The sequence below is a fragment of the Mycobacterium gastri genome (assembly GCF_002102175.1).
Taxonomy (GTDB): Bacteria; Actinomycetota; Actinomycetes; order Mycobacteriales; family Mycobacteriaceae; genus Mycobacterium; species Mycobacterium gastri.
On record NZ_LQOX01000146.1, the window covers coordinates 12,631 to 36,453 of the forward strand.

The 23,823-nt window shown below is 67.0% G+C and carries 23 protein-coding genes and 1 tRNA gene; 14 read left to right on the plus strand and 10 right to left on the minus strand.

The window, feature by feature from the left end:
- Positions 1-65: 65 nt before the first annotated feature.
- The 5 genes from AWC07_RS23620 to AWC07_RS23640 form a co-directional block, all read right to left on the minus strand.
- A tRNA-Ala gene (locus AWC07_RS23620) sits at positions 66-138 on the minus strand.
- A 52-nt stretch (positions 139-190) separates the two neighbouring features.
- A complete protein-coding gene (gene sepX / locus AWC07_RS23625; RefSeq protein WP_036409844.1) occupies positions 191-1,336 on the minus strand; it encodes a divisome protein SepX/GlpR in 1,146 nt (381 codons plus the stop codon).
- Between the two features lie 201 nt (positions 1,337-1,537).
- Positions 1,538-2,191: a GNAT family N-acetyltransferase gene (locus AWC07_RS23630; RefSeq protein WP_084293330.1), complete on the minus strand. Its 654-nt coding sequence runs from the start codon at positions 2,189-2,191 to the stop codon at positions 1,538-1,540.
- 21 nt (positions 2,192-2,212) lie between these two features.
- Complete coding sequence (gene glp, locus AWC07_RS23635) at positions 2,213-3,502, minus strand: molybdotransferase-like divisome protein Glp (protein ID WP_036409840.1); 1,290 nt, start codon at positions 3,500-3,502, stop codon at positions 2,213-2,215.
- Positions 3,503-3,587: 85 nt separating this feature from the next.
- A complete protein-coding gene (locus tag AWC07_RS23640) occupies positions 3,588-4,496 on the minus strand; it encodes a UTP--glucose-1-phosphate uridylyltransferase (RefSeq protein ID WP_036409838.1) in 909 nt (302 codons plus the stop codon).
- Positions 4,497-4,573: 77 nt separating this feature from the next.
- Between AWC07_RS23640 and AWC07_RS23645 the strand changes: the two genes are divergently transcribed.
- The 4 genes from AWC07_RS23645 to mscL all read left to right on the plus strand — a co-directional run bounded on the left by AWC07_RS23645 (position 4,574) and on the right by mscL (position 6,868).
- On the plus strand, positions 4,574-5,170 hold the full coding sequence (locus AWC07_RS23645; RefSeq protein ID WP_036409864.1) for a 5-formyltetrahydrofolate cyclo-ligase: 597 nt from the start codon (positions 4,574-4,576) through the stop codon (positions 5,168-5,170).
- A gap of 70 nt (positions 5,171-5,240) precedes the next feature.
- Entirely contained in the window at positions 5,241-5,573 is a 333-nt protein-coding gene (locus tag AWC07_RS23650; RefSeq protein WP_036409837.1) for an FmdB family zinc ribbon protein, read from the plus strand.
- A gap of 65 nt (positions 5,574-5,638) precedes the next feature.
- Entirely contained in the window at positions 5,639-6,301 is a 663-nt protein-coding gene (locus AWC07_RS23655; RefSeq protein ID WP_036409862.1) for an SAF domain-containing protein, read from the plus strand.
- 108 nt (positions 6,302-6,409) lie between these two features.
- Complete coding sequence (mscL, locus tag AWC07_RS23660; protein ID WP_036409859.1) at positions 6,410-6,868, plus strand: large-conductance mechanosensitive channel protein MscL; 459 nt, start codon at positions 6,410-6,412, stop codon at positions 6,866-6,868.
- An 18-nt stretch (positions 6,869-6,886) separates the two neighbouring features.
- Here mscL and AWC07_RS23665 read toward each other — a convergent pair whose 3' ends face one another.
- From AWC07_RS23665 to rpmF, 5 genes are all read right to left on the minus strand, one after another.
- Entirely contained in the window at positions 6,887-7,432 is a 546-nt protein-coding gene (locus AWC07_RS23665; protein WP_036409835.1) for a MogA/MoaB family molybdenum cofactor biosynthesis protein, read from the minus strand.
- The gene (locus tag AWC07_RS23670; RefSeq protein ID WP_036409834.1) at positions 7,432-8,874 is read right to left on the minus strand and encodes a S1C family serine protease; all 1,443 of its coding nucleotides are present in this window, start codon (positions 8,872-8,874) and stop codon (positions 7,432-7,434) included. The genes AWC07_RS23665 and AWC07_RS23670 overlap by 1 nt, the downstream gene beginning before the upstream one ends.
- Before the next feature lie 95 nt (positions 8,875-8,969).
- The gene (locus AWC07_RS23680) at positions 8,970-10,517 is read right to left on the minus strand and encodes a HAMP domain-containing sensor histidine kinase (protein WP_036409831.1); all 1,548 of its coding nucleotides are present in this window, start codon (positions 10,515-10,517) and stop codon (positions 8,970-8,972) included.
- A complete protein-coding gene (gene mprA, locus AWC07_RS23685; RefSeq protein ID WP_036393573.1) occupies positions 10,517-11,203 on the minus strand; it encodes a two-component system response regulator MprA in 687 nt (228 codons plus the stop codon). The genes AWC07_RS23680 and mprA overlap by 1 nt, the downstream gene beginning before the upstream one ends.
- A gap of 113 nt (positions 11,204-11,316) precedes the next feature.
- Positions 11,317-11,490 carry a 50S ribosomal protein L32 gene (rpmF, locus tag AWC07_RS23690; protein WP_036409829.1) on the minus strand — a complete coding sequence of 58 codons (174 nt, stop codon included), beginning with the start codon at positions 11,488-11,490 and terminating at the stop codon, positions 11,317-11,319.
- A gap of 262 nt (positions 11,491-11,752) precedes the next feature.
- Between rpmF and AWC07_RS23695 the strand changes: the two genes are divergently transcribed.
- The 10 genes from AWC07_RS23695 (at position 11,753) to AWC07_RS23740 (ending at position 23,727) form a co-directional block, all read left to right on the plus strand.
- Positions 11,753-13,444 (plus strand): acyclic terpene utilization AtuA family protein, encoded by a 1,692-nt coding sequence (locus AWC07_RS23695; RefSeq protein WP_139829850.1) that lies wholly within the window; start codon positions 11,753-11,755, stop codon positions 13,442-13,444.
- On the plus strand, positions 13,441-14,589 hold the full coding sequence (locus AWC07_RS23700; protein ID WP_036409825.1) for an acyl-CoA dehydrogenase family protein: 1,149 nt from the start codon (positions 13,441-13,443) through the stop codon (positions 14,587-14,589). The genes AWC07_RS23695 and AWC07_RS23700 overlap by 4 nt, the downstream gene beginning before the upstream one ends.
- On the plus strand, positions 14,586-16,181 hold the full coding sequence (locus AWC07_RS23705) for an acyl-CoA carboxylase subunit beta (protein ID WP_036409824.1): 1,596 nt from the start codon (positions 14,586-14,588) through the stop codon (positions 16,179-16,181). The genes AWC07_RS23700 and AWC07_RS23705 overlap by 4 nt, the downstream gene beginning before the upstream one ends.
- A gap of 5 nt (positions 16,182-16,186) precedes the next feature.
- Complete coding sequence (locus AWC07_RS23710) at positions 16,187-18,181, plus strand: acetyl/propionyl/methylcrotonyl-CoA carboxylase subunit alpha (RefSeq protein ID WP_036409857.1); 1,995 nt, start codon at positions 16,187-16,189, stop codon at positions 18,179-18,181.
- Positions 18,178-19,344 carry an acyl-CoA dehydrogenase family protein gene (locus AWC07_RS23715; RefSeq protein ID WP_036409822.1) on the plus strand — a complete coding sequence of 389 codons (1,167 nt, stop codon included), beginning with the start codon at positions 18,178-18,180 and terminating at the stop codon, positions 19,342-19,344. Before AWC07_RS23710 ends, AWC07_RS23715 begins: the two co-directional genes overlap by 4 nt.
- Before the next feature lie 10 nt (positions 19,345-19,354).
- Complete coding sequence (locus AWC07_RS23720) at positions 19,355-20,248, plus strand: enoyl-CoA hydratase family protein (RefSeq protein WP_085105258.1); 894 nt, start codon at positions 19,355-19,357, stop codon at positions 20,246-20,248.
- Between the two features lie 103 nt (positions 20,249-20,351).
- The gene (locus AWC07_RS23725; RefSeq protein WP_036409818.1) at positions 20,352-20,954 is read left to right on the plus strand and encodes a DUF1707 SHOCT-like domain-containing protein; all 603 of its coding nucleotides are present in this window, start codon (positions 20,352-20,354) and stop codon (positions 20,952-20,954) included.
- Positions 20,955-21,045: 91 nt separating this feature from the next.
- Complete coding sequence (locus AWC07_RS23730; RefSeq protein WP_139829847.1) at positions 21,046-21,390, plus strand: hypothetical protein; 345 nt, start codon at positions 21,046-21,048, stop codon at positions 21,388-21,390.
- A complete protein-coding gene (locus AWC07_RS23735) occupies positions 21,371-23,065 on the plus strand; it encodes an alpha/beta hydrolase (protein WP_084293329.1) in 1,695 nt (564 codons plus the stop codon). Before AWC07_RS23730 ends, AWC07_RS23735 begins: the two co-directional genes overlap by 20 nt.
- Positions 23,062-23,727 (plus strand): LppA family lipoprotein, encoded by a 666-nt coding sequence (locus tag AWC07_RS23740; RefSeq protein WP_036409815.1) that lies wholly within the window; start codon positions 23,062-23,064, stop codon positions 23,725-23,727. Before AWC07_RS23735 ends, AWC07_RS23740 begins: the two co-directional genes overlap by 4 nt.
- Positions 23,728-23,823: the final 96 nt, after the last annotated feature.

Below are 23,823 nucleotides of genomic sequence, written 5' to 3' on the forward strand. Positions count from 1 at the left end.
TGGGTGAGGACTGCTACGTAACAGCGGACCGAGGGTAAAAAGGGGACTTGAACTGCGGATTTCTGTGGAGCTAAGGGGATTCGAACCCCTGACCTACTCGATGCGAACGAGTCGCGCTACCAACTGCGCCATAGCCCCTGATCGCTAGCAGGCTACCAGCCGCGGCTGCCGATGACCGAACCTGCCGGGGCTACTGACCCACGGCGCGCGGTAGATCGCGCGACCACCCGTAGTGCCGCATCGGGACCGCGCTGTCCAGGTGCTCGAAGATCGGGTCCTCGTCGTCGATTTCCAGGACCACCGCGCCGGGGCGCCGCAGCCGCGACGGCACCACGTCGTAGTCGCGGTCATGGGTGTTCTCCACGCCAACCCGTGCCCGCGCCATCCGATGCATCCGGCGACGACGGACCTTTTCCTCGATCCGGGTTTGCCGGCGCAAATAGGCCAGGTACAGGACCGTGACCGCGGTGGCGGTACCGCACAACCACCACGCCAGCGGCGTCACCTCGAAGGCCGCCACCGCCGAGCCCACCAGGACCAACGCCATCGCCATCAACATGCGCTTGCGAAACGCGTACTTGCGCGCGCTCACCGCGGCGGCGGTCTTGGTGTCGAACCGGCGCCGCCGTGAGGCACCCGGGGTGAAACTCGCCGGCGTGTCATGGTCGGCCTGGGGATCCTCCGGCGGTTCCAAACCGGACGAGTCCTCGACGTATTCGTATTCGTCATCGACACGGGCGGCATGCTCCTGGTCGCCGGCCCGCGCGGCGAACAGTTCTGCGGTGTCGAGTTCAGACTCGTCAGCGGCGTCGTCCTCAATGGCGGGTTCGTCCGCAGCGGATCCGCCATCGACTGCCAGCGGCGTGGGCTCGGCCATTCGGGCGCTGGCCCCGACCGGAAGCGCCGCCGCGTTGTCCTCGACCACCTCGACGTCTAGGTAGTCCGGCCTGTCGACCTCGGTTTCGCGAGCCGCGCGCGCGGCACCGACTTTCGTGACGACCGCCCCCGGGCGGCTGGCTTCGTCGGCAACCTCGGTGTCCTTCGCCACGTCATGGACCGGAGCGGTGTCCTGATCCACGTCGTCTTCTGCCTGGCCGACGGGCTCGGTGCCCCCGTCTTCCTGGGGCTGCCAGTGGGGGTCGCTGCGATGACCGGCGGCGGGACCCGTGCGCTTGAGCAGCCTCGCGCTGGCACCGCCGTTGAGCACCCGGGTCGCCAGGGCGACGTCGCTGGTGCGCCGCACCGCGTCGCGTTTGCTGATGAGCATGGGTACCAGCACGAACAGCCAGAGCACCACGAGCGATATCCACAAGAGCGATTGCGGGATGCTTGGCATGGTGACCTGCTCTCTTCGGTTCCGATCCCCGCGCGGCCCCATCGTTGGCCAACGCGGCCGGGTCATGCGCCCTGAAGCAATTACACACCTGTAATTTGCCTCTCACAAGCACCACGAGTCACACGTGTCGCGTCAGCCACAGTTTTCCCGACCAACGGTGGCTGGCCCGAGCCTTGCTGAACCGCACTTCGCGGCTCCCGGTCAGGGCAAACTCGCCAGGCCGGCGCGGATCAGCCTCGACACCACCGACCCGTCGACCTCTTCGATGGTGATCGCCACCAGCAGGTGGTCGCGCCACGCCGAGTCGACCTCGAGGTAACGGCGCAACAGCCCCTCCTCCCGAAAACCGACCTTTGCCAAAACGGCACGGCTGGCGGCATTCTCCGGACGCACGGTGGCCTCCACCCGATGCAGTCCTACCCGGCCGAAGCAGTGGTCGAGGCCCAGCGCCAAGGCTCCGGTGGCCACCCCGCCTCCGGTATGCATGCTCGGCACCCAGTAGCCGATCCAGGCCGATCGCAGCGCTCCGTGAGTGACGTTGCCAACGGTCAATTGACCGCAGAACTTCCCGTCGAGCTCGATGACGTAGGGCAGCATGCGGCCTTTGCGAGCCTCCGAACGCAGACCCGAACACACCGCCGGCCACGCGGCAACCGAATGCCGAATCGCCCAGTCACCTTCCGCGCTGGGCTCCCAGGGCTCCAGGTGGGCACGATCGGCCATCCGGATCCGGCTCCACTGCGCGCCGTCGCGCATCCGGACCGGTCGCAACCGGATCACTCCCGCCCGGACCCGCAGCGGCCCCACGTTCATCGGCCACCCGGGATGCCGGTAACTCGAGCGCAACAGGTTCACAAGAAGGTGCCGCGGTTGCGCCTAGCCGTGCTGAGCCAGGAAGGCGACGTCGACGATCTCCCCGGTGCGGATCTGCTCTGCCCCGGTGGGAACCACAACCAGACAGTTGGCCTCGGCCAGGGTGGCCAGCAGGTGTGACGATCCGCCCGCGGCCCCGCCCAGCGCCTGCACCAGGTACTCGCCACTGTCCTGATCGCGCATCAGCTGACCGCGCAGGTAACCCTTGCGCCCGGCCACCGAGGTAATCGGCGACAAGGTGCGGGCCTGCACAATCCGGCGCATCGGCTGCCGCTTGCCCAGCGACAGCCGGATCAGCGGCCGGACCATCACCTCGAAAACCACCAGCGCGCTGACCGGATTGGCCGGCAGCAGAAACATCGGAACCCGATCCCGCCCCAGCTGCCCGAACCCCTGGACAGATCCGGGATGCATCGCAACGCGGACGACTTCCATCTCGCCGAGTTCGGACAGCACCGCGCGCACCGCTTCGGCGGCCGCGCCGCCGACCCCGCCGGCGATCACCACCAGCTCCGCGCGGTTGAGCTGACCCTCCACGATCTCGCCGAGTTCCTTGGGGTTGTTGCTGACGATGCCGACCCGGTTCACCTCGGCCCCGGCATCCCGGCCGGCGGCGGCAAGGGCATAAGAGTTGACGTCGTATACCTGCCCGTTGCCCGGGGTCCGACAGATGTCGACCAGCTCGCCACCGACGGCCATGACCGACAGTCGCGGACGCGGGTGCACCAGCACCCGTTCCCGGCCGACCGCGGCCAGCAGCCCCACCTGCGCCGGGCCGATGATGGTGCCGGCCCGCACCGCGACGTCACCGGGCTGCACGTCGTCACCGGCATGGCGCACGTAGGCACCCGACGGCGCACCGCGCAGCACCCGCACCCGCGACATCCCACCGTCGGTCCACCGCAACGGCAGCACGGTGTCGGCCAAGGTGGGCAGCGGGGCCCCGGTCTGCACCCGGGCCGCCTGGCGCGGCTGCAGCCTCGTCGGTGTGCGCGCACCGGCTTCGATGGTGCCCATCACCGGCAGGGTCACCATGTCGCGATCGTCAAGAACGGCGTCGTCGGCGAACAGCTCGGTACCAGCGGCCCCGAGGTGTTGGCCGACACCCATCACGTCGACGCTGCGCACGGCGTAGCCGTCGATAGCGGCCTGGTCGAAACCGGGCAGCGGGCGCTCGGTCACCACTTCTTCGGCGCACATCAGACCCTGCGCCTCGGCAATGGCAACCCGGATCGGCCTCGGGGCTACCGCGGCGGCAGATATCCGGGCCTGCTGCTCCTCCACAGAACGCACAGCGCGCCTTTCCGTCGAGCCAGGTGGGCGAGCTGGGCCCGATCACCCGGCTCGCCCCGAGCGCGGGTCGCCCCGCTCCGCCCGGCTACTGCTCGGTCAGACCCAATCGCGCCACCAACCATCGCCGCAACTCCGGGCCGTAATCGTCACGATCCAATGCAAAGTCAACCGCAGCCTTGAGGTAGCCGCCGGGATTTCCCAAGTCGTGTCGGGATCCCCGGTGCACGACCACGTGCACCGGATGGCCCTCGGCAATCAGCAGCGCAATGGCGTCGGTGAGCTGAACTTCCCCGCCTGCTCCCCGGTCGATGCGGCGCAACGCATCAAAAATCGCCCGGTCGAGCACATAGCGACCGGCTGCCGCGTACATCGACGGAGCATCCTGCGCCTTGGGCTTTTCGACCATCCCCTTGACCCTCAGCACGTCGGGCATCTCGGCATCAGGGGCCGGTTCGACGTCGAAAACCCCGTAGGCGCTGATCTCCTCGGGCGTCACCTCGATGGCGCACAACACCGTGCCGCCCAGCCGGGCCCGAACCTTCGACATGGTGTTCAGCACCCCGGTCGGCAGCACCAGGTCATCGGGCAGCAGCACCGCGACCGCGTCCTCGTCAGCCGATAGTGCCGGCTCTACGCAGCCGATGGCATGTCCGAGTCCCAGCGGCTCGGACTGCACCACGGACTCCACCTTGATCAGCTCCGGAGCGCGGCGCACCTTGGCCAGCATGGCCGTCTTGCCGCGGGCCTCGAGAGTGCCCTCGAGCACCAGATCCTCGACGAAATGGGCGACCACACCGTCCTTGCCCTCGGAGGTGACGATCACCAGGCGCTCGGCACCGGCGGCAGCCGCCTCGGCGGCCACCAGCTCGATTCCGGGCGTGTCGACCACCGGCAACAGCTCTTTGGGCACCGTCTTGGTCGCGGGCAGAAACCGCGTGCCCAGGCCGGCTGCGGGGACGATCGCCGTAAAAGGGACCGGAACATCCGATGACATCGTTCACACGATAACTCGCACCCGATTTGCCGGGTGGGTTCGGAGTGGCGAAATCCCGGCCTGTCATCGTTGTGGGCGTGACAAGCGCGGGCAAGGCAGCGTTGCGGCGGCGGATGCTGGCCGCGCGTCGCCTGGTTGCCGACGACATCCGCGCCACCGAGGCTGGGCTGTTCACCCGGCACCTGGAGCCGTTGGTGAGCGGCCGCACCACGGTCTGCGCCTATGTGCCGGTCGGCGGCGAGCCCGGGTCGATGGACATGCTCATGGCATTGCGGCAGCGCGCGGCGCGGGTGCTGTTGCCGGTGGCCCGGGTGGCCGCGGACAACGTCCCGTTACCGCTGTTGTGGGGTGAGTACCGCCCCGGCGAGCTGGTGCGGGGCCGGTGGGGACTGCTGCAGCCGCCCGAGCCGTGGCTGCCGGAATCGGCTGTGGCCGAGGCCGCCCTGGTACTCGTGCCGGCGCTGGCCGTGGACCGCCGCGGCGTGCGGCTGGGCAAGGGGCTTGGCTTCTACGACCGCTCACTGGCCGCCATGAACCCGCACACATGGCTGATCGCGCTGGTCCGCGACGAGGAATTCGTCGACGAGCTGCCGCAGGAAGCCCATGACGTGCGAATCACCCACGTCATCACGCCCGCACGCGGATTGATCGCGCTCCCGTGTGGGAATGACTGATGTCACGTGGTGGTTCTAGCACTTGAAAAGGTAGAGTGCTAGCCCAAGCCGAATTTTTCCGGAGGTTCTTGTGCCGACTTATAGCTACGCGTGCACCGAGTGCGCCGACCGCTTCGACGTTGTGCAAGCCTTCACCGACGATGCGCTGACCACCTGCGGGAAGTGCTCCGGTCGGCTGCGCAAGCTGTTCAACTCGGTTGGCGTCGTATTCAAGGGCAGCGGTTTCTACCGCACCGACAGCCGCGAAACGGACAAGAAGTCCAAGAGCTCGGCCAACGGGTCGTCATCGACCGAGAGCAAGTCGCCGAGCGAGAGCGCGTCGTCGAGCGAGAGCAAGTCGTCGAGCTCGGCGGAGAAGTCCACCAGCTCCTCCGCCCCGGTTACCGCGGGCGCCGCGAGCTGACCGGTTATCCACAGGTCGCTTCCTGACCGGCATCGCCGGCGCTGCTTCGCGCATACGGTGTGTCGGTGGCCGAAACATCGCTGAACGCATCCCTGTTCAGCCGCCTAGCGATGCTGTTGCGCCCGGATTGGACCCGGACCGTCCTGGCGCGGCGCATCGCCGCCGCTGGACTCGTCGTGCTGGCCGGCGTAGCAGCGCTACGATCGAATACCGAGGTCGACGGTTCGCAGGTGGTGGTTGCCACCCGCGACCTGCGCCCGGGCAGTGCCCTGACCTACGACGACGTCCGACTAGAAAAGCGTTCGGCGGCAACGCTTCCCGCTGGATCACAGTCCGATTTGGGGGCAGTCGTCGGCTCGACGCTGGCGGGCCCGGCGCGACGCGGCGAGGTGCTCACCGATGTGCGGATCCTGGGCAGCCGACTGGCCGAGTCGACGGCGGGTCCCGGCGCCCGCATCGTCCCGCTCCATCTGGCCGATAGCGCGCTGATCGACCTTGTCCGGGTCGGCGACGTGGTGGACGTACTTGCCGCGCCCGCTACCGACTCACCGGCGGCGGCGTCGATCAGCAAGGTCGTGGCTACCGACGCCGTCGTCGTGCTGGTGTCGGCCAAACAGGAGCTTCAGTCACACGATGACCGCGTCGTGTTGGTCGTCCTGCCGGCACGCCTGGCGAATACGGTCGCAGGCGCGGTGTTGGGGCAGACGGTGACGTTGACTTTGCATTGAAACGGTCTCGAAAGCCAACCCGCACCTGAGATAACGTCTGCCTTCGACGTGGTTCGACGTGCCCACACAATGCAGACCGACTTCAGACCGACCAGAAAGGCGCCACCCATGCTCAAGGGGTTCAAGGAGTTTCTCGCGCGGGGCAATATCGTCGACCTGGCCGTCGCGGTGATCATCGGTACCGCGTTCACGGCGTTGGTTACCAAGTTCACCGACAGCATCATCACGCCGTTGATTACCCGGGTCGGTGTCAACCAGCAGACCAGCTTCGGCATCTTGCGGTTGGACATCGGCGGCGGGCAGGCCATCGACTTGAACATCCTGCTGTCGGCGGCCATCAACTTTGTGCTGATCGCCGCCGTGGTGTACTTCCTGATCGTGCTGCCGTACAACAGGCTGCGCAAAAGGGGTGAGGTCGAGCAGGCGGACGACGCGCAGGTGGTCCTGCTCACCGAGATCCGGGACTTGCTGGCGCAAACGAACGGCGAGAGCCCGTCGGGCAAGCATGGCGGCGCGGCCTCGGCTGTGTCGCCGCCGCCGAACCATGGGCCTCGGGCGGATACCTGATCCGCGGGTGACTGAAAGTCAGATCTCGAGACTCGACAATTGCCCGATGATCTGAGCGGCCAGCGGATTCAGCGTCGCCATGCCGTCTCGCACGGCGTAGCGGGAACCGGCGAGGTTAACCACCAGCGTACTTCCCGACACTCCCGCCAAGCCGCGCGACAGCCCCGCGTCGATGATCCCTGCCGATAGCCCCGAGGCGCGGATGGCTTCGGCGATACCGAGGATTTCCCGGTCCAGGATGTCGCGGGTGGCCTCCGGCGTGACGTCGCGAGGCGTGACCCCGGTCCCACCCACCGACACCACCAGGTCCACCCCGCCGATCACCGCGGTGTTCAGCGCGTTGCGGATCTCAACTTCGTCGGCCGACACCGCGACCACACCGTCGACAACGAAACCCGCCTCGGTGAGCAGTTCGGTGACCAGCGGGCCGCTGTGGTCTTCGTCGCCGTGGGCAGTGCGATCGTCGACGACGACGACAAGTGCCCGGCCCACCACCAACTTCGCACCCTGTTCCATGGGTGCAACCGTATATCCGAGCTCTGACAACGGAGGACCTGCCTTCATCACTGCTCCGCCTTGCCTAGCGTGACTTGCACGGTACGGCTGCCTCCCGAGGGGTCTTGGAAAGTCAGCGCCACCTTGTCGCCCGGCGCCTTGGACCTCACCGCGGCGACCAGTGCGTCGGCGCTGTTGATGGGGCGGTCGTCCACCTTGGTGACGATGACCCCTTTGGGCACTCCGGCAGTGGCGGCCGCGCCGCCTTGCGCCACCTCGACCACCTTGGCGCCGGGAATGCCCTTGTCAGTCGTCACCTGGACGCCCAGCGAGGCGTGTGTCGCCTTGCCGGTGCTGATCAGCTCGTCGGCAATCCGCTTGGCCTGGTCGACCGGGATGGCAAAGCCCAGGCCGATCGAACCGCTCTGGGCATCGCCGGAATCCGCGCCCAACGTGGCGATGGCCGAGTTGATGCCGACCAGCTGGCCGTTCATGTTGACCAGCGCACCACCGGAGTTACCGGGGTTGATGGCGGCGTCGGTCTGGATGGCGTCCAAGACGGTGTTCTGGTTACCGGACTCGCCGGTGGTCGACACCGGCCGGTTGAGGGCGCTGACGATGCCCGTGGTCACCGTGCCGGCCAGACCCAGCGGGGACCCGATCGCCAGGACCGGCTGACCGACCCGCAGATCCGATGACGACCCCATCGATATCGGGGTCAGTCCGCTGACGCCTTGGACCTTGATTACGGCGATGTCACTGGTCGGATCGGCCCCGACCACCGTGAACGGCGCCGTCCGGCCGTCAGAGAAGGTCACCGTGGTTTTCGGCGGCGGAGCACCGGCGGGCGGCTTGGCGGCGGCTGCGACGACGTGGTTGTTGGTCAGGATCAGCCCGTCGCTGGACAGGATGACACCCGAGCCCTCCTCCGATGCGCGCCCCATATCGGTCTCCAGCATGACGACGCTGGGCACCACCTTGGCGGCCACCTGCTCGACCGAACCCGGCGGCATGTTTGCTGCCGGAATGCTGGGAGCGCCGCTGGCGACCACTCCGCCACCGTTGGTGCTCGCGGGTGACCGGGTCAATTCGACGACCGATGCGGCCGCGCCACCGATGCCGGCCGACACTACGGCGATGGTGAGTGCGCCAATCGCCAGCATGCCGGCGCGGGGACGTCGCTGGTGAATCACCGTGGGAGGCGGTGACATTGGCGGCAGCATTCCGGTTATCGGGCCGGGACCGGTGCCGCCACCGGCGGGGCCCTGCCCGGTGCCGCCGGGGATGGGGCCCACCCCGGTACCGCCCGGCAGCGGGCGCGGCCCGGTACCCGCGAAGGGGTCGTAGGGCCGGCCGTACTGCGGCTGCGATCGCTGGTAGCGCCAGTCGTCGAACTGCTGATTGTATGTTTGCGAAGACCCCTGCACATAAGCCGGGGGCACGGGCTGGTTGGGCGCGGCACGATATTCCGGCTGCTGCGGCGGTGGCGAATACCTCGGGTGATTCGTCATGTCGCTAAGTTGCTCTTCCTCTACTGGGGCTTAGTGAGCCCTGTGCTTGGCCATGCGCTGCGGGCATGGGCTTGTTGTCAACAGTAACTGCACCACTACCTTGCGCGCGCGGACTGAGAATCCACTGAGATAACGTTCGTCGAACTCCGTGAGTTCGTGGAGTCCCCGGCGCCCTCATCAGTACGACCGGCTTCAGCCGTGGCCCCGGTGCTCACCGGGGTCGTCGGGTAGGTCGGACCCGGCATCGGGCGGCCGGGCAGCAGCACGTGAATCGATGTTCCCGGGGGCTGGCCACCCGGAACGGTGTCTTCAACCCGCAGCGATCCGCCGTGGTTGAGCACCACCTGTTTGACGATCGCCAGGCCCAGCCCCGAACCCGGCATTGCCCGCGCCGATGCGGACCGGTAGAACCGCTCGAACACCAGACGCCGCTCTTGCGCGGGAATGCCGGGCCCGCGGTCGGATACCACCAGCTCGGCGTGTGACGGGTCGAGTTGTCTCAGCATGACGCCGACGTGGCCACCCGGTGGACTCCACTTGGCCGCGTTGTCCATCAGGTTGAGCGCCGCCCGTGACAGCCCGGCGGCATCACCGTAGATCTGCCAGGAAATCACCTGGACGTCGAAGTGAATGTCGTTGCGGCGCCGCCGCACCCGCTCCAGGCTGCGGTCGATGACGTCGGCCATGTCGACCGGCTCGTGCACCACCTCACCGGCGTCGCCGCGCGTCAGATCCACCAAATCGCCTACCAGAGTGGACAATTCCTCGATCTGGGCCAGCACATCGGCACGCAGGCCGACCATCTCCTGCTCCGGCAGTCGCGGCGCTCCGGGCTCCATCGACGCCATCAGCAGCTCGACGTTGGTGCGGAGCGACGTCAACGGGGTGCGCAACTCGTGCCCGGCATCGGTGACCAACCTGGCCTGTCGTTCCCGGGATTCGGCCAGCGCCCGCAGCATCAGGTTGAACGCCTCGGTAAGTCTGGCCAATTCGTCGCTGCCGAAGACGGGGATGGGCCGCAGGTCGTCGGTTCGCGCCACCCGCTCGGCCGCCTCGGTGAGACGGCCCACCGGACGAAGCCCGGCCCTGGTTACCATCCCGCCGGCCACCGCGGCGACCGCCACGCCGACACCACCGACGATCAGCAGTACCGCGCGAAGCTTGGTCATGACCGCCTCGGTCGGCTTCAAACTCTTGGAGATCAGCAGGGAACTGCCGTTGGGCAAATGGATGGCAAGCACCCGCTGATCGGCCGCCGTCCGCCGCGACATGAACAACTCACCGTGGATGACGGCCTTTTCCGGCGCTCCGACGGGCAGGTGCTGTCCGGGCTGGTTGGCGGTATAGATCGAGTGGCCCGGGTTCACCAGCATCGCGTTGACGTCCGAATACGCCGTGCCCTCAATGGCTTTGCCCGGGTCGGCGGCGAGCGACCCGCTGGCTATCAGCAACTGCGCGCGGCTCTGCAGCTGATTGTCGATGTCGTTGTAGAGGGCGGCCGAGATCACCGCATACACCGCGAACGACATCAGAACGACGACCATCGCCACCATCGACATAGCCAGCAGCATGACCCGCCACCGCAGGGACAACGAACTGGTCGTTCGCAGCGGTACCCGTGCTCGGCGGCGGAACCCGAGCATCAGGGCGGCGTTTCGCGTAGCACGTAACCCACTCCCCGGACGGTGTGGATCAGCCGCGGCTCGCCATCGGCCTCGGTCTTGCGGCGCAGATACCCCACGTAGACCTCCAGCGCATTGCCGGACGTGGGAAAGTCGAAGCCCCACACCTCTTCGAGGATGCGGCTGCGGGTGAGCACGCGTCGCGGATTGGCGATCAGCATCTCCAGCAAGGCGAACTCGGTGCGGGTGAGGCTGATGCGGCGCTGCCCGCGGGTGACCTCACGGGTTACCGGGTCCAGGCTAAGGTCGGAGAAGCGCATGGCCACCGACTCGGCGGTGTCGTCGGGCTTGGTGCGGCGCAGCAAGGCCCGCATCCGCGCCAGCAATTCTTCGAGAGCGAACGGCTTGGGCAGGTAGTCGTCGGCGCCGGCGTCGAGGCCGGCCACCCGCTCCGAAACCGAGTCACGAGCGGTCAGCACCAGGATCGGCAGGTCATCGCCGGTGCTGCGGAGCTGACGGCACACCTCCAAGCCGTCCAGCCGCGGCATCATCACATCGAGCACGAGTGCGTCGGGCCGATCGCTGGCAATCATGTCGAGCGCCTCGAGCCCATCGTGGGCCAGTTCGACCGAGTAGCCGTTGAAGGAAAGCGACCGGCGCAGGGACTCGCGTACCGCACGATCGTCGTCGACGACAAGAATTCGCACGGACACTAGTTTCGTACGACCGCCTGAGACTGGCCTGAGAGGCGCGCCGTCGGGAGGTCGGGCTCGGCCGGCGGGCTCGTCACATGCGCCACAGTGGCCCCTGCCGGGAGCAGCTAGCGCCGGTCGAGGTCGACGAGGCCCAGCCGCGCCGCCTTGAGCAGCCTGCGGGGCACTTTGTGCTTCTGACCCGCCACGGTGACTCCGACCAGTTCGGTCGAGGTGGCCTTCCACTGCGAGCGCCGGCTTCGGGTATTCGCGCGCGACGTCCTGCGCTTGGGTACCGCCATGGTGGGGCCTTACTCCTCGATCGTGGTTGGGTCGGTGCGTGTCGCGTTGCATGGCCGGTGGCCCAGCCGCGACGAGTACCCCAAGGGTAGTCGGTGACCTGCAGGTCGCCAAAACAGGCGTGCCGGGCCGAGTGAGGCGGGTATCACACCGCTCAACCCGTGCGGCTATGCTGACCTACCGGTTGGTTGGCCGGTTTGATCCGTCGTTAATCCCAATGAAGGGAGGACGCGCATGGCCTCTGTTGGTGGCGCGTCCGGAGCCGTGCGGATTGCCAACTGCTCGGGTTTCTACGGCGACCGCCTCTCGGCCATGCGTGAGATGCTCACCGGCGGAAACATCGACTACGTCACGGGTGACTACCTTGCCGAGCTGACCATGCTGATCCTTGGTCGCGACAAGATGAAGCACCCCGACCGCGGCTACGCCAAGACGTTCCTCACCCAACTCGAGGACTGCCTGGGGCTGGCCTGCGACCGCGGGGTCCGCATCGTGGCCAACGCCGGCGGCCTGAACCCGGCCGGATTGGCCGACGCGATCCGGGCCCTGGCCCAGCGCCTCGGCGTGCCGGCCCGGGTCGCCCACGTCGAAGGTGACGACCTGCAGCCGCGGGCAGCCGAGCTCGGCCTCGACACGCCCCTGACAGCCAACGCCTATCTGGGCGCTTGGGGCATCGTCGACTGCCTCAACGCCGGAGCCGACGTCGTCGTCACCGGCCGGGTCACCGACGCCTCGGTGGTCGTCGGGTCGGCGGCCGCGCACTTCGGCTGGGGCCGCACCGACTACGACCAGCTGGCCGGCGCGGTGGTCGCCGGTCACGTCATCGAATGCGGCGTGCAGGCCACCGGCGGCAACTACGCGTTCTTCACGGAGATTCCCGCGGTGCCGGGCCTCTTGCACGCCGGCTTCCCGCTGGCCGAGGTGCACGCCGACGGCTCCTCGGTGATCACCAAACACCCCGGCACCGGCGGTCTGGTCAGCACCGACACAGTCACCGCGCAGCTGCTCTACGAGATCACCGGCGCCCGCTACGCCAACCCGGATGTGACGGCCCGGATGGACACCATCGAGCTATCCAGCGACGGCCCGGACCGGGTACGCATCAGCGGTGTGGTGGGCGAACCGCCGCCGCCCACCCTCAAGGTGTCGATGAACAGCATCGGCGGCTTCCGCAACTCCATGACATTCGTGCTGACCGGCCTCGACATCGAGGCCAAGGCCGACCTCGTGCGGCGCCAGCTCGAAGCCGCGCTGACCGTCAAGCCCGCCGAGCTCGAGTGGACCCTGGCCCGTACCGACCACCCCGACGCCGACACCGAGGAGGCGGCCAGCGCCTTGCTGCGGTGTGTGGTGCGCGATCCCGATCCCGCCAATGTTGGGCGTCAATTCTCTTCGCCGGCAGTCGAATTGGCGTTGGCCAGCTATCCAGGCTTCACCGTGACCGCCCCACCCGGCGACGGTCAGGTGTACGGCGTCTACACCCCGGGCTACGTCGACGCCGGGCAGGTGCCGCACGTCGCGGTTCATCCCGACGGCACCCGCACCGAAATTCCTTGCTCCACTGAGACTTTGGAGCTGGAACCGGCGGCTCTCCCGCCGCTTCCCGAGCCGTTACCCGCGGCAGCGACCCGGCGGGCGCCGCTGGGTTTGATCGCCGGCGCCCGCAGCGGCGACAAGGGCGGTTCGGCCAACGTCGGGCTGTGGGTGCGCACCGACGAGCAGTGGCGCTGGCTGGCCAACACGTTGACCGTCGAGTTCCTCAAGGAACTATTGCCCGAGACGGCAGAACTCGACGTCACCCGGCACGTGCTGCCCAATCTGCGGGCGCTGAATTTCGTGATCGAGGGGATCCTGGGTCAGGGTGTCGCCTATCAAGCGCGTTTCGATCCGCAAGCCAAGGGGCTGGGCGAATGGCTGCGCAGCCGCCACGTCGACATTCCGGAGACGCTGTTGTGAATATCTGGACCACACCGGAGCGCGAGCAGCTGCGAAAGACCGTCCGCTCGTTCGCCGAACGAGAAGTCCTGCCGCACATCGACGAATGGGAGCGAGTCGGCGAGTTGCCGCGTGACTTGCACCGGCGCGCCGGGACCGCCGGCCTGCTGGGAGCGGGATTTCCCGAAGCCGTCGGCGGGGGCGGGGGCGACGGCGCCGATTCGGTGATCATCTGCGAGGAGATGCACCAATCCGGGGCGCCTGGAGGGGTTTTCGCGTCGCTGTTCACCTGCGGCATCGCGGTGCCGCACATGATCGCCTCCGGCGACGCGCGGTTGATCGACACCTTCGTTCGTCCCACCCTGGCCGGTGAGAAAATCGGCGCGCTGGCCATCACCGAACCCGGCGGCGGTTCGGACGTCGGGCACCTGCGCACCAGCGCCGTCCGGGACGGCCATCACTACGTGATCAACGGCGCCAAGACCTACATCACCTCCGGGGTGCGCGCCGACTACGTCGTCACCGCGGTGCGAACCGGCGGACCCGGCGCGGCCGGGGTGTCGCTGGTGGTGGTCGAAAAGGGCACGCCGGGTTTTGAGGTCACCCGCAAGCTGGACAAGATGGGCTGGCGTTCCTCGGACACCGCCGAGTTGTCCTACACCGACGTGCGGGTACCGGCTGCGAATCTGGTGGGCGCCGAGCACACCGGATTCGCCCAGATCGCCCAGGCCTTCGTCTCCGAACGCATCGGCCTTGCCGCACAGGCATATTCGAGCGCGCAGCGATGTCTGGACATCACCGCGCAGTGGTGTCGCGACCGGGAGACGTTCGGGCGTCCGCTGATCTCGCGTCAGGCGGTGCAGAACACCTTGGCCGAGATGGCCCGGCGCATCGACGTCGCCCGGGTCTACTCCCGTCACGTGGTGGAGCGTCAGCTGGCCGGGGAGACGAACCTGATTGCGCAGGTGTGCTTCGCCAAGAACACCGCCGTCGAGGCCGGCGAATGGGTGGCCAACCAGGCGGTCCAGCTCTTCGGCGGGATGGGCTACATGGCCGAGTCCGAAGTCGAACGTCAGTATCGGGACATGAGGATACTGGGTATCGGAGGCGGAACCACCGAAATCCTGACCACACTTGCCGCCAAACTGCTGGGGTATCAATCATGACCGTCTTGCGGTCCACCCTCGACGCCCATGCCGGCGCGTACGCCGAAGCGGCAACGGCGACGGCGGCAAAGCTCGACGAAATCGCCGCCGAACTGGCGAAGGCGCTGGCCGGCGGCGGGCCCAAATACGTCGATCGTCACCACGCCCGCGGCAAGCTCACGGCCCGGGAACGCATCGAATTGCTCGTCGACCCGGACTCGCCGTTCCTCGAGCTGAGCCCGCTGGCGGCATACGGCAGCGCCTTCACGGTCGGTGCGAGCACGGTCGTCGGCATCGGTGCGGTGTCCGGCGTGGAATGCTTGATCGTCGCCAACGACCCGACGGTCAAAGGCGGCACCAGCAACCCGTGGACGTTGCGAAAAATCCTGCGGGCCAATCAGATCGCGTTCCAGAACCGGCTTCCGGTGATCTCTTTGGTGGAATCCGGCGGGGCGGACCTGCCGACGCAGAAGGAGATCTTTATTCCCGGCGGAGCAATGTTCCGCGACCTCACCCGGCTGTCCGCAGCCGGGATCCCAACTATCGCACTGGTATTCGGCAACTCCACCGCGGGCGGCGCCTACATTCCCGGCATGTGCGATCACGTGGTGATGATCAAGGAACGCTCCAAGGTGTTCCTGGCGGGCCCGCCGCTGGTGAAGATGGCCACCGGCGAGGAGTCCGACGACGAGTCGCTGGGCGGCGCCGAAATGCATGCCCGCATCTCGGGTTTGGCCGACTACTTCGCGCAAGACGAGCTCGACGCCATCCGCATCGGACGTCGCATCGTGGCCCGGCTGAACTGGGTCAAGCAGGGGCCCGCGCCCGGGCCGGTCACCGAGCCGTTGTTCGATGCCGAGGAGCTGATCGGCATCGTCCCGGCGGACCTGCGCATTCCGTTCGACCCGCGGGAGGTTATCGCCCGCATCGTCGACGGCTCCGAATTCGACGAGTTCAAGCCGCTGTACGGCTCGTCGCTGGTGACCGGGTGGGCCCGGCTGCATGGCTACCCGCTGGGCATCCTGGCCAACGCGCGCGGCATACTTTTCAGCGAAGAGTCGCAAAAGGCCACCCAGTTCATCGAACTCGCCAACCGCTACGACACGCCACTGTTGTTCTTGCACAACACCACCGGCTACATGGTCGGCAAGGTCTACGAAGAGGGCGGCATGATCAAGCACGGCTCGATGATGATCAATGCCGTGTCCAACTCGACCGTTCCGCACATCTCGCTGTTGATCGGCGCGTCGTACGGCGCGGGCCACTACGGGATGTGCGGACGCGCCTACGACCCGAGGTTCCTGTTCGCCTGGCCCAGCGCCAAGTCCGCGGTGATGGGCGGCGCGCAGCTGGCGGGAGTGCTGTCCATCGTGGCCCGCGCCGCCGCCGAGGCCCGCGGCCAGCAGGTCGATGAAGCGGCCGACAGCGCGATGCGTGCCGCCGTCGAAGGCCAGATCGAAGCCGAGTCGTTGCCGTTGGTGTTGTCCGGGATGCTCTACGACGACGGGGTGATCGACCCGCGCGACACCCGCACCGTGCTGGGAATGTGTTTGTCCGCCATCGCTAATGGCCCGATCAAGGGGACGTCGAACTTCGGCGTCTTCCGGATGTGATGCAAATGCCGATCACTCGAGTACTGGTTGCCAATCGCGGCGAGATCGCACGCCGGGTGTTCGCCACCTGCCGCCGGCTGGGCTTGGGCACCATCGCCGTCTACACCGAACCCGACTCCGCCGCGCCGCATGTCGCCGAGGCCGACGCGCGGGTGCGGCTGCCCAAGACCAACGACTATCTCAACGCCGACGCCGTCATCGCGGCGGCCCGGGCCGCCGGTGCCGACGCGGTACACCCCGGCTACGGATTCCTCGCGGAGAACGCCGATTTCGCCGCCGCGGTCCAAGACGCGGGCCTGACCTGGGTGGGCCCGCCGGTGGACGCGGTGCGGGCAATGGGCTCCAAGATCGAGTCCAAGAAGCTGATGGCGGCTGCCGGAGTGCCGGTGCTCGACGAGCTCGATCCCGACACCGTCACCCAATCCCAGCTGCCGGTGTTGGTGAAGGCGTCCGCGGGCGGTGGTGGCCGCGGGATGCGGGTCGTCCGCGAATTGTCTGCTTTGCCAGCCGAAGTCGAGGCCGCCAGGCGCGAAGCGCAGTCCGCGTTCAGCGATCCGACGGTGTTCTGCGAGCATTATCTGCCGACCGGACACCACGTCGAGGTGCAGGTCCTGGCCGACATGCACGGCACCGTGTGGGCCGTGGGCGAACGGGAATGCTCCATACAGCGCCGACACCAGAAGATCATCGAAGAAGCGCCCTCGCCGTTGGTGGAGCGCATACCCGGCATGCGCGCCAAGCTGTTCGACGCCGCTCGCCTGGCCGCCTCCGCCATCGGCTACGCCGGTGCGGGGACGGTGGAGTTCCTCGCCGACGATGACGGTGAGTTCTACTTCCTGGAAATGAACACCCGGCTGCAGGTCGAGCACCCGGTCACCGAGGAGACCACCGGACTCGATCTGGTCGAACTGCAGCTCGCGGTCGCCGAAGGCGGCCGGCTGGATGCTAAACCACCTGTGGCCCAAGGGTATTCGATAGAAGCTCGCCTCTACGCGGAGGACCCCACGCACGGCTGGCAGCCGCAGGCGGGTCCGGTGCACAGGATCGACGTGCCGTCGGTGAGCGCGCAGTTCTGCACGCTGGGGCGCCGGACCGGGATCCGGCTGGACTCGGGTATCGTCGCCGGCTCGTCGGTGTCGATCCACTACGACCCGATGCTGGCCAAGGTCATCTCCTACGCTCCGACGCGCCGGCAGTCGGCGTTGGTGCTCGCCGACGCACTGGCCCGCACCCGCCTGCACGGCCTGCGCACCAACCGCGAGCTGTTGGTCAACGTGCTGCGTCACCCCGCATTTCTCGACGGCGCCACGGATACCGCGTTTTTCGACACGCACGGCCTGGCAGAGCTGTCGGCACCGCTGGCCGGCGCGACGATGATCCGGATGTCGATGATCGCCGCGGCCCTGGCCGACGCGGCGCACAATCGGGCAACCGCGAAGGTATCCGGGGTGTTCGGCTCTATCCCCAGTGGTTGGCGCAACCTGGCGTCGGGCTATCAGGTCAAGACGTACCTCGACGACGGCGGCGAGGAGCACCGCATCGAATACCGGTTCACCAGGAAGGGATTGGAGCTCCCCGGCGACGAATCCGTGGAGCTGATATCGGCCATGTCCGACCAGGTCGTGCTGGCCGACGGTAACGGCGTGGCCCGCAGCTTCGCAGTGGCGCGTTACGGCCAGGACGTCTACGTCGATTCCGCGATCGGACCCGTGCATCTGGTCGCACTATCCCGCTTCCCCGAGCCGGGTTCGGCCGTCGAGCAGGGATCGCTGGTGGCGCCGATGCCCGGCAACGTCATCCGCTTGGGCGCCGAGGTCGGCGATACCGTCACAGCGGGTCAGTCATTGATCTGGCTGGAGGCGATGAAGATGGAACACACCATCAGCGCGCCGGCGGACGGGGTACTCACCCAGCTCCACGTCCAAACCGGCCAGCAAGTCGACGTCGGTGCCGTGCTGGCACGCGTGGAAGGACCCGAAGCACAAGGAGATTCGCAATGACAGACACCAGCTTCATCGAAAGTGAAGAGCGCCGGGCGCTACGCAAGGCGGTGGCCGAATGGGTGTCCAACTACGGCCACGAGTACTACCTGAAGAAGGCGCGCGCGCACGAACACACCACCGAATTGTGGTCTGATGCAGGAAAACTCGGCTTTATAGGAGTGAACCTGCCCGAGGAATACGGTGGCGGTGGCGCCGGGATGTACGAGCTGTCGCTGGTGATGGAGGAGATGGCGGCCGCGGGTTCGGCGCTGTTGCTGATGGTGGTGTCGCCGGCCATCAACGGCACCATCATCGCCAAGTTCGGTACCGACGAGCAAAAGCAGCGCTGGCTGCCGGGCATCGCCGACGGGTCGCTGACGATGGCGTTCGCGATCACCGAGCCGGACGCCGGGTCCAATTCGCACAAGATCACCACCACCGCCCGTCGCGACGGCAGTGACTGGATCATCAAGGGCCAGAAGGTCTTTATCTCCGGCATCGACCAAGCGCAGGCGGTACTGGTAGTGGGTCGCACGGAAGAGGCCAAGACCGGCAAGCTGCGCCCGGCGTTGTTCGTGGTGCCCACCGACGCGCCCGGCTTCACCTACACGCCGATCGAGATGGAGCTGATCAGCCCGGAACGCCAGTTCCAGGTGTTCCTCGACGACGTGCGGCTGCCCGCCGATGCGCTGGTCGGGGCCCAGGACGCCGCCATCGCACAGCTTTTCGCCGGTCTCAACCCCGAGCGCATCATGGGTGCGGCCAGCGCGGTCGGCATGGGCCGGTTCGCGCTAGGTAAGGCCGTCGACTACGTAAAGACCCGCCAGGTGTGGTCCACCCCGATCGGCGCGCATCAGGGGTTGGCACATCCGTTGGCGCAGTGCCACATTGAGGTTGAACTGGCCAAGCTGATGATGCAGAAGGCGGCGACACTCTATGACCACGGCGACGACGCCGGCGCCGCCGAGGCGGCCAACATGGCCAAATACGCTGCGGCCGAGGCCTCGACGCATGCCGTCGACCAGGCCGTGCAGTCCATGGGCGGCAATGGGCTGACCAAGGAGTACGGCGTTGCCGCGATGATGACGTCGGCCCGGCTGGCCCGGATCGCCCCGATCAGCCGTGAGATGGTGCTGAACTTCGTCGCGCAGACATCGCTGGGTCTGCCTAGGTCCTACTGAAGCCGTACTGATGGACAGGCTCGTCGAATACACCCGAGAGGGCGTTGCTGCCCGGCTCACGCTCAACTCGCCGCACAACCGCAACGCACTGTCGAGCGTCCTGGTCAGCCAGCTGCATCAGGGACTGCGCGACGCGGCGGCGGATCCGGCGGTACGGGTGGTGGTGCTCACCCACACCGGCGGCACCTTCTGCGCAGGTGCGGACTTGAGCGAGGCCGGCGGTAGCGACCCGCGTGGCGATCGCGAGCGCGGCGCAGCCGGGCGAAGCGGGTCGCCACCATCGGCCCGTGGCGATCGCGAGCGCGGCGCAGCCGGGCGAAGCGGGTCGCCACCATCGGCATACGACATGGCGGTGGCGCGGACCCGGGAGATGACGACGGTGCTGCGCGCCATCGTCGAGTCCCCGCGGCCGGTCATCGGCGCGGTCAACGGGCATGTCCGAGCCGGCGGGTTCGGTCTGGTCGGGGCCTGCGACCTGGTGGTCGCCGGCCCGCGCAGTACCTTTGCGCTGACCGAGGCGCGGATCGGCGTAGCCCCGGCGATCATTTCGCTGACGTTGCTGCCCAAGCTTTCGCCGCGCGCGGCGGCCCGTTACTACCTGACCGGCGAGACGTTCGGCGCCAGCGAAGCCGCCGAGATCGGCTTGGTCACCTTGGCAGCCGACGACGTGGATGCCGCGGTGGCCAAGCTGGTCGCCGAGGTGGGTCGCGGTTCACCGCAGGGCCTGGCGGCGTCGAAGGCGCTGACGACCGCCGCAGTACTGGAAGGATTCGACCGAGACGCCCAACGGCTCACCGAGGAGTCGGCGCGGCTATTCGTTTCGGAGGAAGCGCGCGAGGGCATGCTGGCATTCCTGCAGAAACGTCCACCGAGTTGGGTGAAATCCGACCCGGCGAGTCGCTGAGCAGCACCATTGCCGGCTGGGCGAGTCGGACTTGGCGGGGGGCGAGGTTGCAGTTTAGCCAACCAGCTTGCAGCAAATCCTGGACGTCGTACGCTCGTGGGTGATGAGCAACCCGGCCCAGCGCGACACGAAGGACACGCGTGACGATTCGTCGCTCGCGGCTGACACCGATCGTATTCAGATCGCGCAGTTGCTGGCGTATGCGGCGGAACAGGGTCGCCTGCAGCTCAACGAGTACGAAGATCGGCTTACCAGGGCTTACGCGGCAACCACCTATCGAGAGCTGGACCAGCTTCGAGCCGACCTGCCCGGCGCCTCGGTAAGCCCCCGTCGCGGCGGTAACTGCAACCCGGCACCGTCCACCCTGCTGCTCGCCCTGCTGAGCGGATTCGAGCGGCGGGGCCGGTGGAATGTGCCCAAGAAGCTGACCACCCTCACGTTCTGGGGAACCGGCGTGCTGGATTTGCGCTACGCCGACTTCACCTCAACCGAGGTCGAGATCCGCGCCTACTCGATCATGGGTGTGCAGACCATCCTGCTGCCCCCCGAAGTCCACGTCGAAATCCGTGGCCGCGGGATAATGGGCAACTTCGACCGCGAAGTGGCGGGCGAGGGCAGCCGGGGTGCACCCAACGTGAAGATCCGCGGCTTCTCGTTCTGGGGTGGCGTGGGCATCAAGCGTAAGGGACGCAAGCCCCGAAAGTAGCTCGGTACGGCCGCCGAAGGTGAATAGCCCGGTTGGCGGGTGTGTGCCATACTCCCCGGAAGGTTTGCTTGCTGGCTGACCGGGAGGGTCGATGATGGAGACGTTGCGTGTCGTTCCTGAGGTCCTGACTCGGGTGGGATATGCGTTGGCCAATCACGGTGAGTCACTGCTGGTTTTGCACCAGTCGTGCCACGGTGCAGCCGAAGGCGCGCGGTCGGGATGGGTCGGTTCTTCGGCTGGCGCGCTGTCGGGGTTGCTGGGTAGCTGGGAGACGGTCAGCGCCACCCACGCCGACCGATTCGGTGAGCATTCCTGCGGCATGCATCTCGCGGCGGTCGGCTTCGCTGAGATGGACCAGAGCAACGCCGCGGCGCTCGCCGCGGTCCGTGCGCAGGCTGGCAGCAACGGTCGATTCGATGGCGTTGACGTTAGCTGATATTGAGCGCTGGGATCCCGCAGCGATCAGGACGGTGTTTCAGGCGGCGATTGACCGCGCACACGGCACCCGCACCACATCGGCGGCGCTCACCGACACCATGCGGTTGCTGGACTTCGGTGGCGATGCCGCCGATGCGGCGCTGGCGGCAACGCACCGCACGACAATGCTTCTCGACGACCATGCCGATGCGTGCGAGGCGGTCGCACGGGCCGCGGAGAAATCGGCCGAAGAGGTGGCCGCAATCAAGTTGCGGCTGCAGGCTATTCGCGATAGTGCCCGGGATTACCACCTGACGATTGACAACGCGACCGGTACGGCGTTGCCGCCTGCTGATTTGTGGTCGTACTCCCCTGCTGATCAGCAGTCGATTCTCGATGCCGCGATCAGGCTGACCGAAAGCATCAAGCGTCTGCTGGCTGACGCCGAGACCGCCGATGAGGATCTGGCCGCGGCGATTCGGGGCGCCGCCGGCGACTTGTCACCACAGCAGGTCAACGCCCAACTCAGCCATGAGCCACCTAAGATGCCGCAGATGCCGCCACCGGGTAGCGATCCGAAGGAGGTGAGCAAGTGGTGGCATTCGCTGACCCCGGGACAGCAGGATCGGGTCAAACAGTGGTTCCCCAACGCCATTCGCAACCTCGACGGTATCCCAACCGGAGTCCGCAACGAACTCAATATGCCGGTGCTGCAACGCGAACTCGACCGGCTGCAGCGCGGTTGGCTGGATGGTAATGGCGTGTGGCACACCGATACCGAGAAGTTGGCGGATCTGCAGGCGCTGCAGCGAGCACTTACCGCCAACCCGGGCAGCAGCCTGATTCTGTTGGACACCACCAGTAATTCCCGCAAGGTGTTGGCGGCAGTGGGGGTCGGCGACGTCGACAATGCGGAACGGGTCGGTGTCACAGTCGGCGGCCTCAACACGCGGGTGAGCTCCAGCGTTGAAGCGATGGTCAGGGAAGCTCAAGTCCAACGAGGCAAGGCATCCGACCTGAGGAAGTTCGCGGGCGCACCGAATTATGACGCGGTCGCTTCCATTGCGTGGCTGGGGTATGACGCGCCGGACAGCCTAAAGGACGTGACGCATGACTGGTCGGCTCGCGATGCCGCAGGGACGTTGAACCGCTTCTACACGGGCCTGGCGGCGGCCACCAATGTCTCGGATCAACACATCACCGCGTTCGGGCATTCGTACGGATCTCTGGTGACAAGTCTGGCGTTGCAGCAGGGCTCCCCAGTGAGCGACGTCGTACTGTACGGTTCGCCTGGCACCGAACTCACCAACGCATCGCAATTAGGTGTGCTGCCAGGGCATGCCTACTACATGATTGGCGTCAATGATGATGTGTCGCAGATAATCCCCGAATTCGGTGCCTTTGGCGCCGCACCGCAAGATGTGCCAGGCATGACTGAACTGTCGACCAGTACTGGACTAGCCCTGGGGGGCGAGTATGGGGACGGGAACCTTCATGAGCGGGCCTACGGCCATTCGGAGTATGCCCGCGTGGGCAGCAACGGCGAACTGCGCATGAGCGGCTACAACATGGCCGCGGTGCTGGCCGGACTGCCCGACGACCTCATCACACCCCGCGCCGTCGGCGTGGACAGACTTCCCGGCGGCGCCGGCCCCTATGAAGTCCCACCTCCGATCCCCCTACACCGCGCATGAGCCGAGCACATCGATTCGCTGCCGCCGGGCTGCTCGCAATCACCATGCTGCTCACCAGCTGCATCAAGCCGACGACCTTCAACCCCTACGCCAACCCCGGCCGCGACGAACTGGACCGCCTACAAAAAATCGTCAACCAACGCCCCGACCTAGAGACGGTCCAGCAGCAACTCGCCAACCTCGACGCCACCATCCGGGCGGCGATCGCCAAATACGCCCCACAGACAAAGTTCACCAGCACCCCAGTGAGTCATCCGACTAACGGCTGCAACGACCCGTTCGTCCGCAGCATCGGCCGGCAAGAGGAAAGCGACCATTTCTTCGGCGAACCTGCACCCACCCCAGAGCAATGGCTGCAAATTGTCACCGAGCTGGCACCGGTGTTCAAAGCGGCTGGTTTTCGGCCCAACAACTCCGCCCCCGGTGAGCCACCCCTGCCGTTGGGATCGGCCAATGATTCGCAAATCCGCGACGACGGCACGCTGATCAATCTCGTAAACCACGGACATTTGCTGGCCTACTACTACAACACCGGTTGCCATCTCCCGGCCGCCTGGCGCACCGCGCCACCACCACCAAACATGCGGCCCCCCAACGACCCCGATGTCCACTACCCATACCTGTACGGGTCGCCCGGGGGCCGAACCCGCGACGCGTATTGATCCGCGGTCGGCGCTCCGGTAAGCCCGGCACCAGTCACCGTGGTCGCAAACCACGTCGAGAACGCGTCCAGTCGTCAAGTCGCCGATGTTCAAAGA

Bases quoted from the DNA above. Each gene is read 5' to 3' on its own strand.
- sepX (WP_036409844.1), bottom strand. From the start codon at position 1,336: ATGCCAAGCATCCCGCAATCGCTCTTGTGGATATCGCTCGTGGTGCTC.
- AWC07_RS23640 (WP_036409838.1), bottom strand. From the start codon at position 4,496: ATGTCATCGGATGTTCCGGTCCCTTTTACGGCGATCGTCCCCGCAGCC.
- mscL (WP_036409859.1), top strand. From the start codon at position 6,410: ATGCTCAAGGGGTTCAAGGAGTTTCTCGCGCGGGGCAATATCGTCGAC.
- AWC07_RS23665 (WP_036409835.1), bottom strand. From the start codon at position 7,432: ATGAAGGCAGGTCCTCCGTTGTCAGAGCTCGGATATACGGTTGCACCC.
- AWC07_RS23670 (WP_036409834.1), bottom strand. From the start codon at position 8,874: ATGACGAATCACCCGAGGTATTCGCCACCGCCGCAGCAGCCGGAATAT.
- AWC07_RS23680 (WP_036409831.1), bottom strand. From the start codon at position 10,517: ATGCTCGGGTTCCGCCGCCGAGCACGGGTACCGCTGCGAACGACCAGT.
- rpmF (WP_036409829.1), bottom strand. From the start codon at position 11,490: ATGGCGGTACCCAAGCGCAGGACGTCGCGCGCGAATACCCGAAGCCGG.
- AWC07_RS23705 (WP_036409824.1), top strand. From the start codon at position 14,586: ATGACCGTCTTGCGGTCCACCCTCGACGCCCATGCCGGCGCGTACGCC.
- AWC07_RS23710 (WP_036409857.1), top strand. From the start codon at position 16,187: ATGCCGATCACTCGAGTACTGGTTGCCAATCGCGGCGAGATCGCACGC.
- AWC07_RS23715 (WP_036409822.1), top strand. From the start codon at position 18,178: ATGACAGACACCAGCTTCATCGAAAGTGAAGAGCGCCGGGCGCTACGC.
- AWC07_RS23720 (WP_085105258.1), top strand. From the start codon at position 19,355: ATGGACAGGCTCGTCGAATACACCCGAGAGGGCGTTGCTGCCCGGCTC.
- AWC07_RS23725 (WP_036409818.1), top strand. From the start codon at position 20,352: ATGAGCAACCCGGCCCAGCGCGACACGAAGGACACGCGTGACGATTCG.
- AWC07_RS23730 (WP_139829847.1), top strand. From the start codon at position 21,046: ATGATGGAGACGTTGCGTGTCGTTCCTGAGGTCCTGACTCGGGTGGGA.
- AWC07_RS23735 (WP_084293329.1), top strand. From the start codon at position 21,371: ATGGCGTTGACGTTAGCTGATATTGAGCGCTGGGATCCCGCAGCGATC.
- AWC07_RS23740 (WP_036409815.1), top strand. From the start codon at position 23,062: ATGAGCCGAGCACATCGATTCGCTGCCGCCGGGCTGCTCGCAATCACC.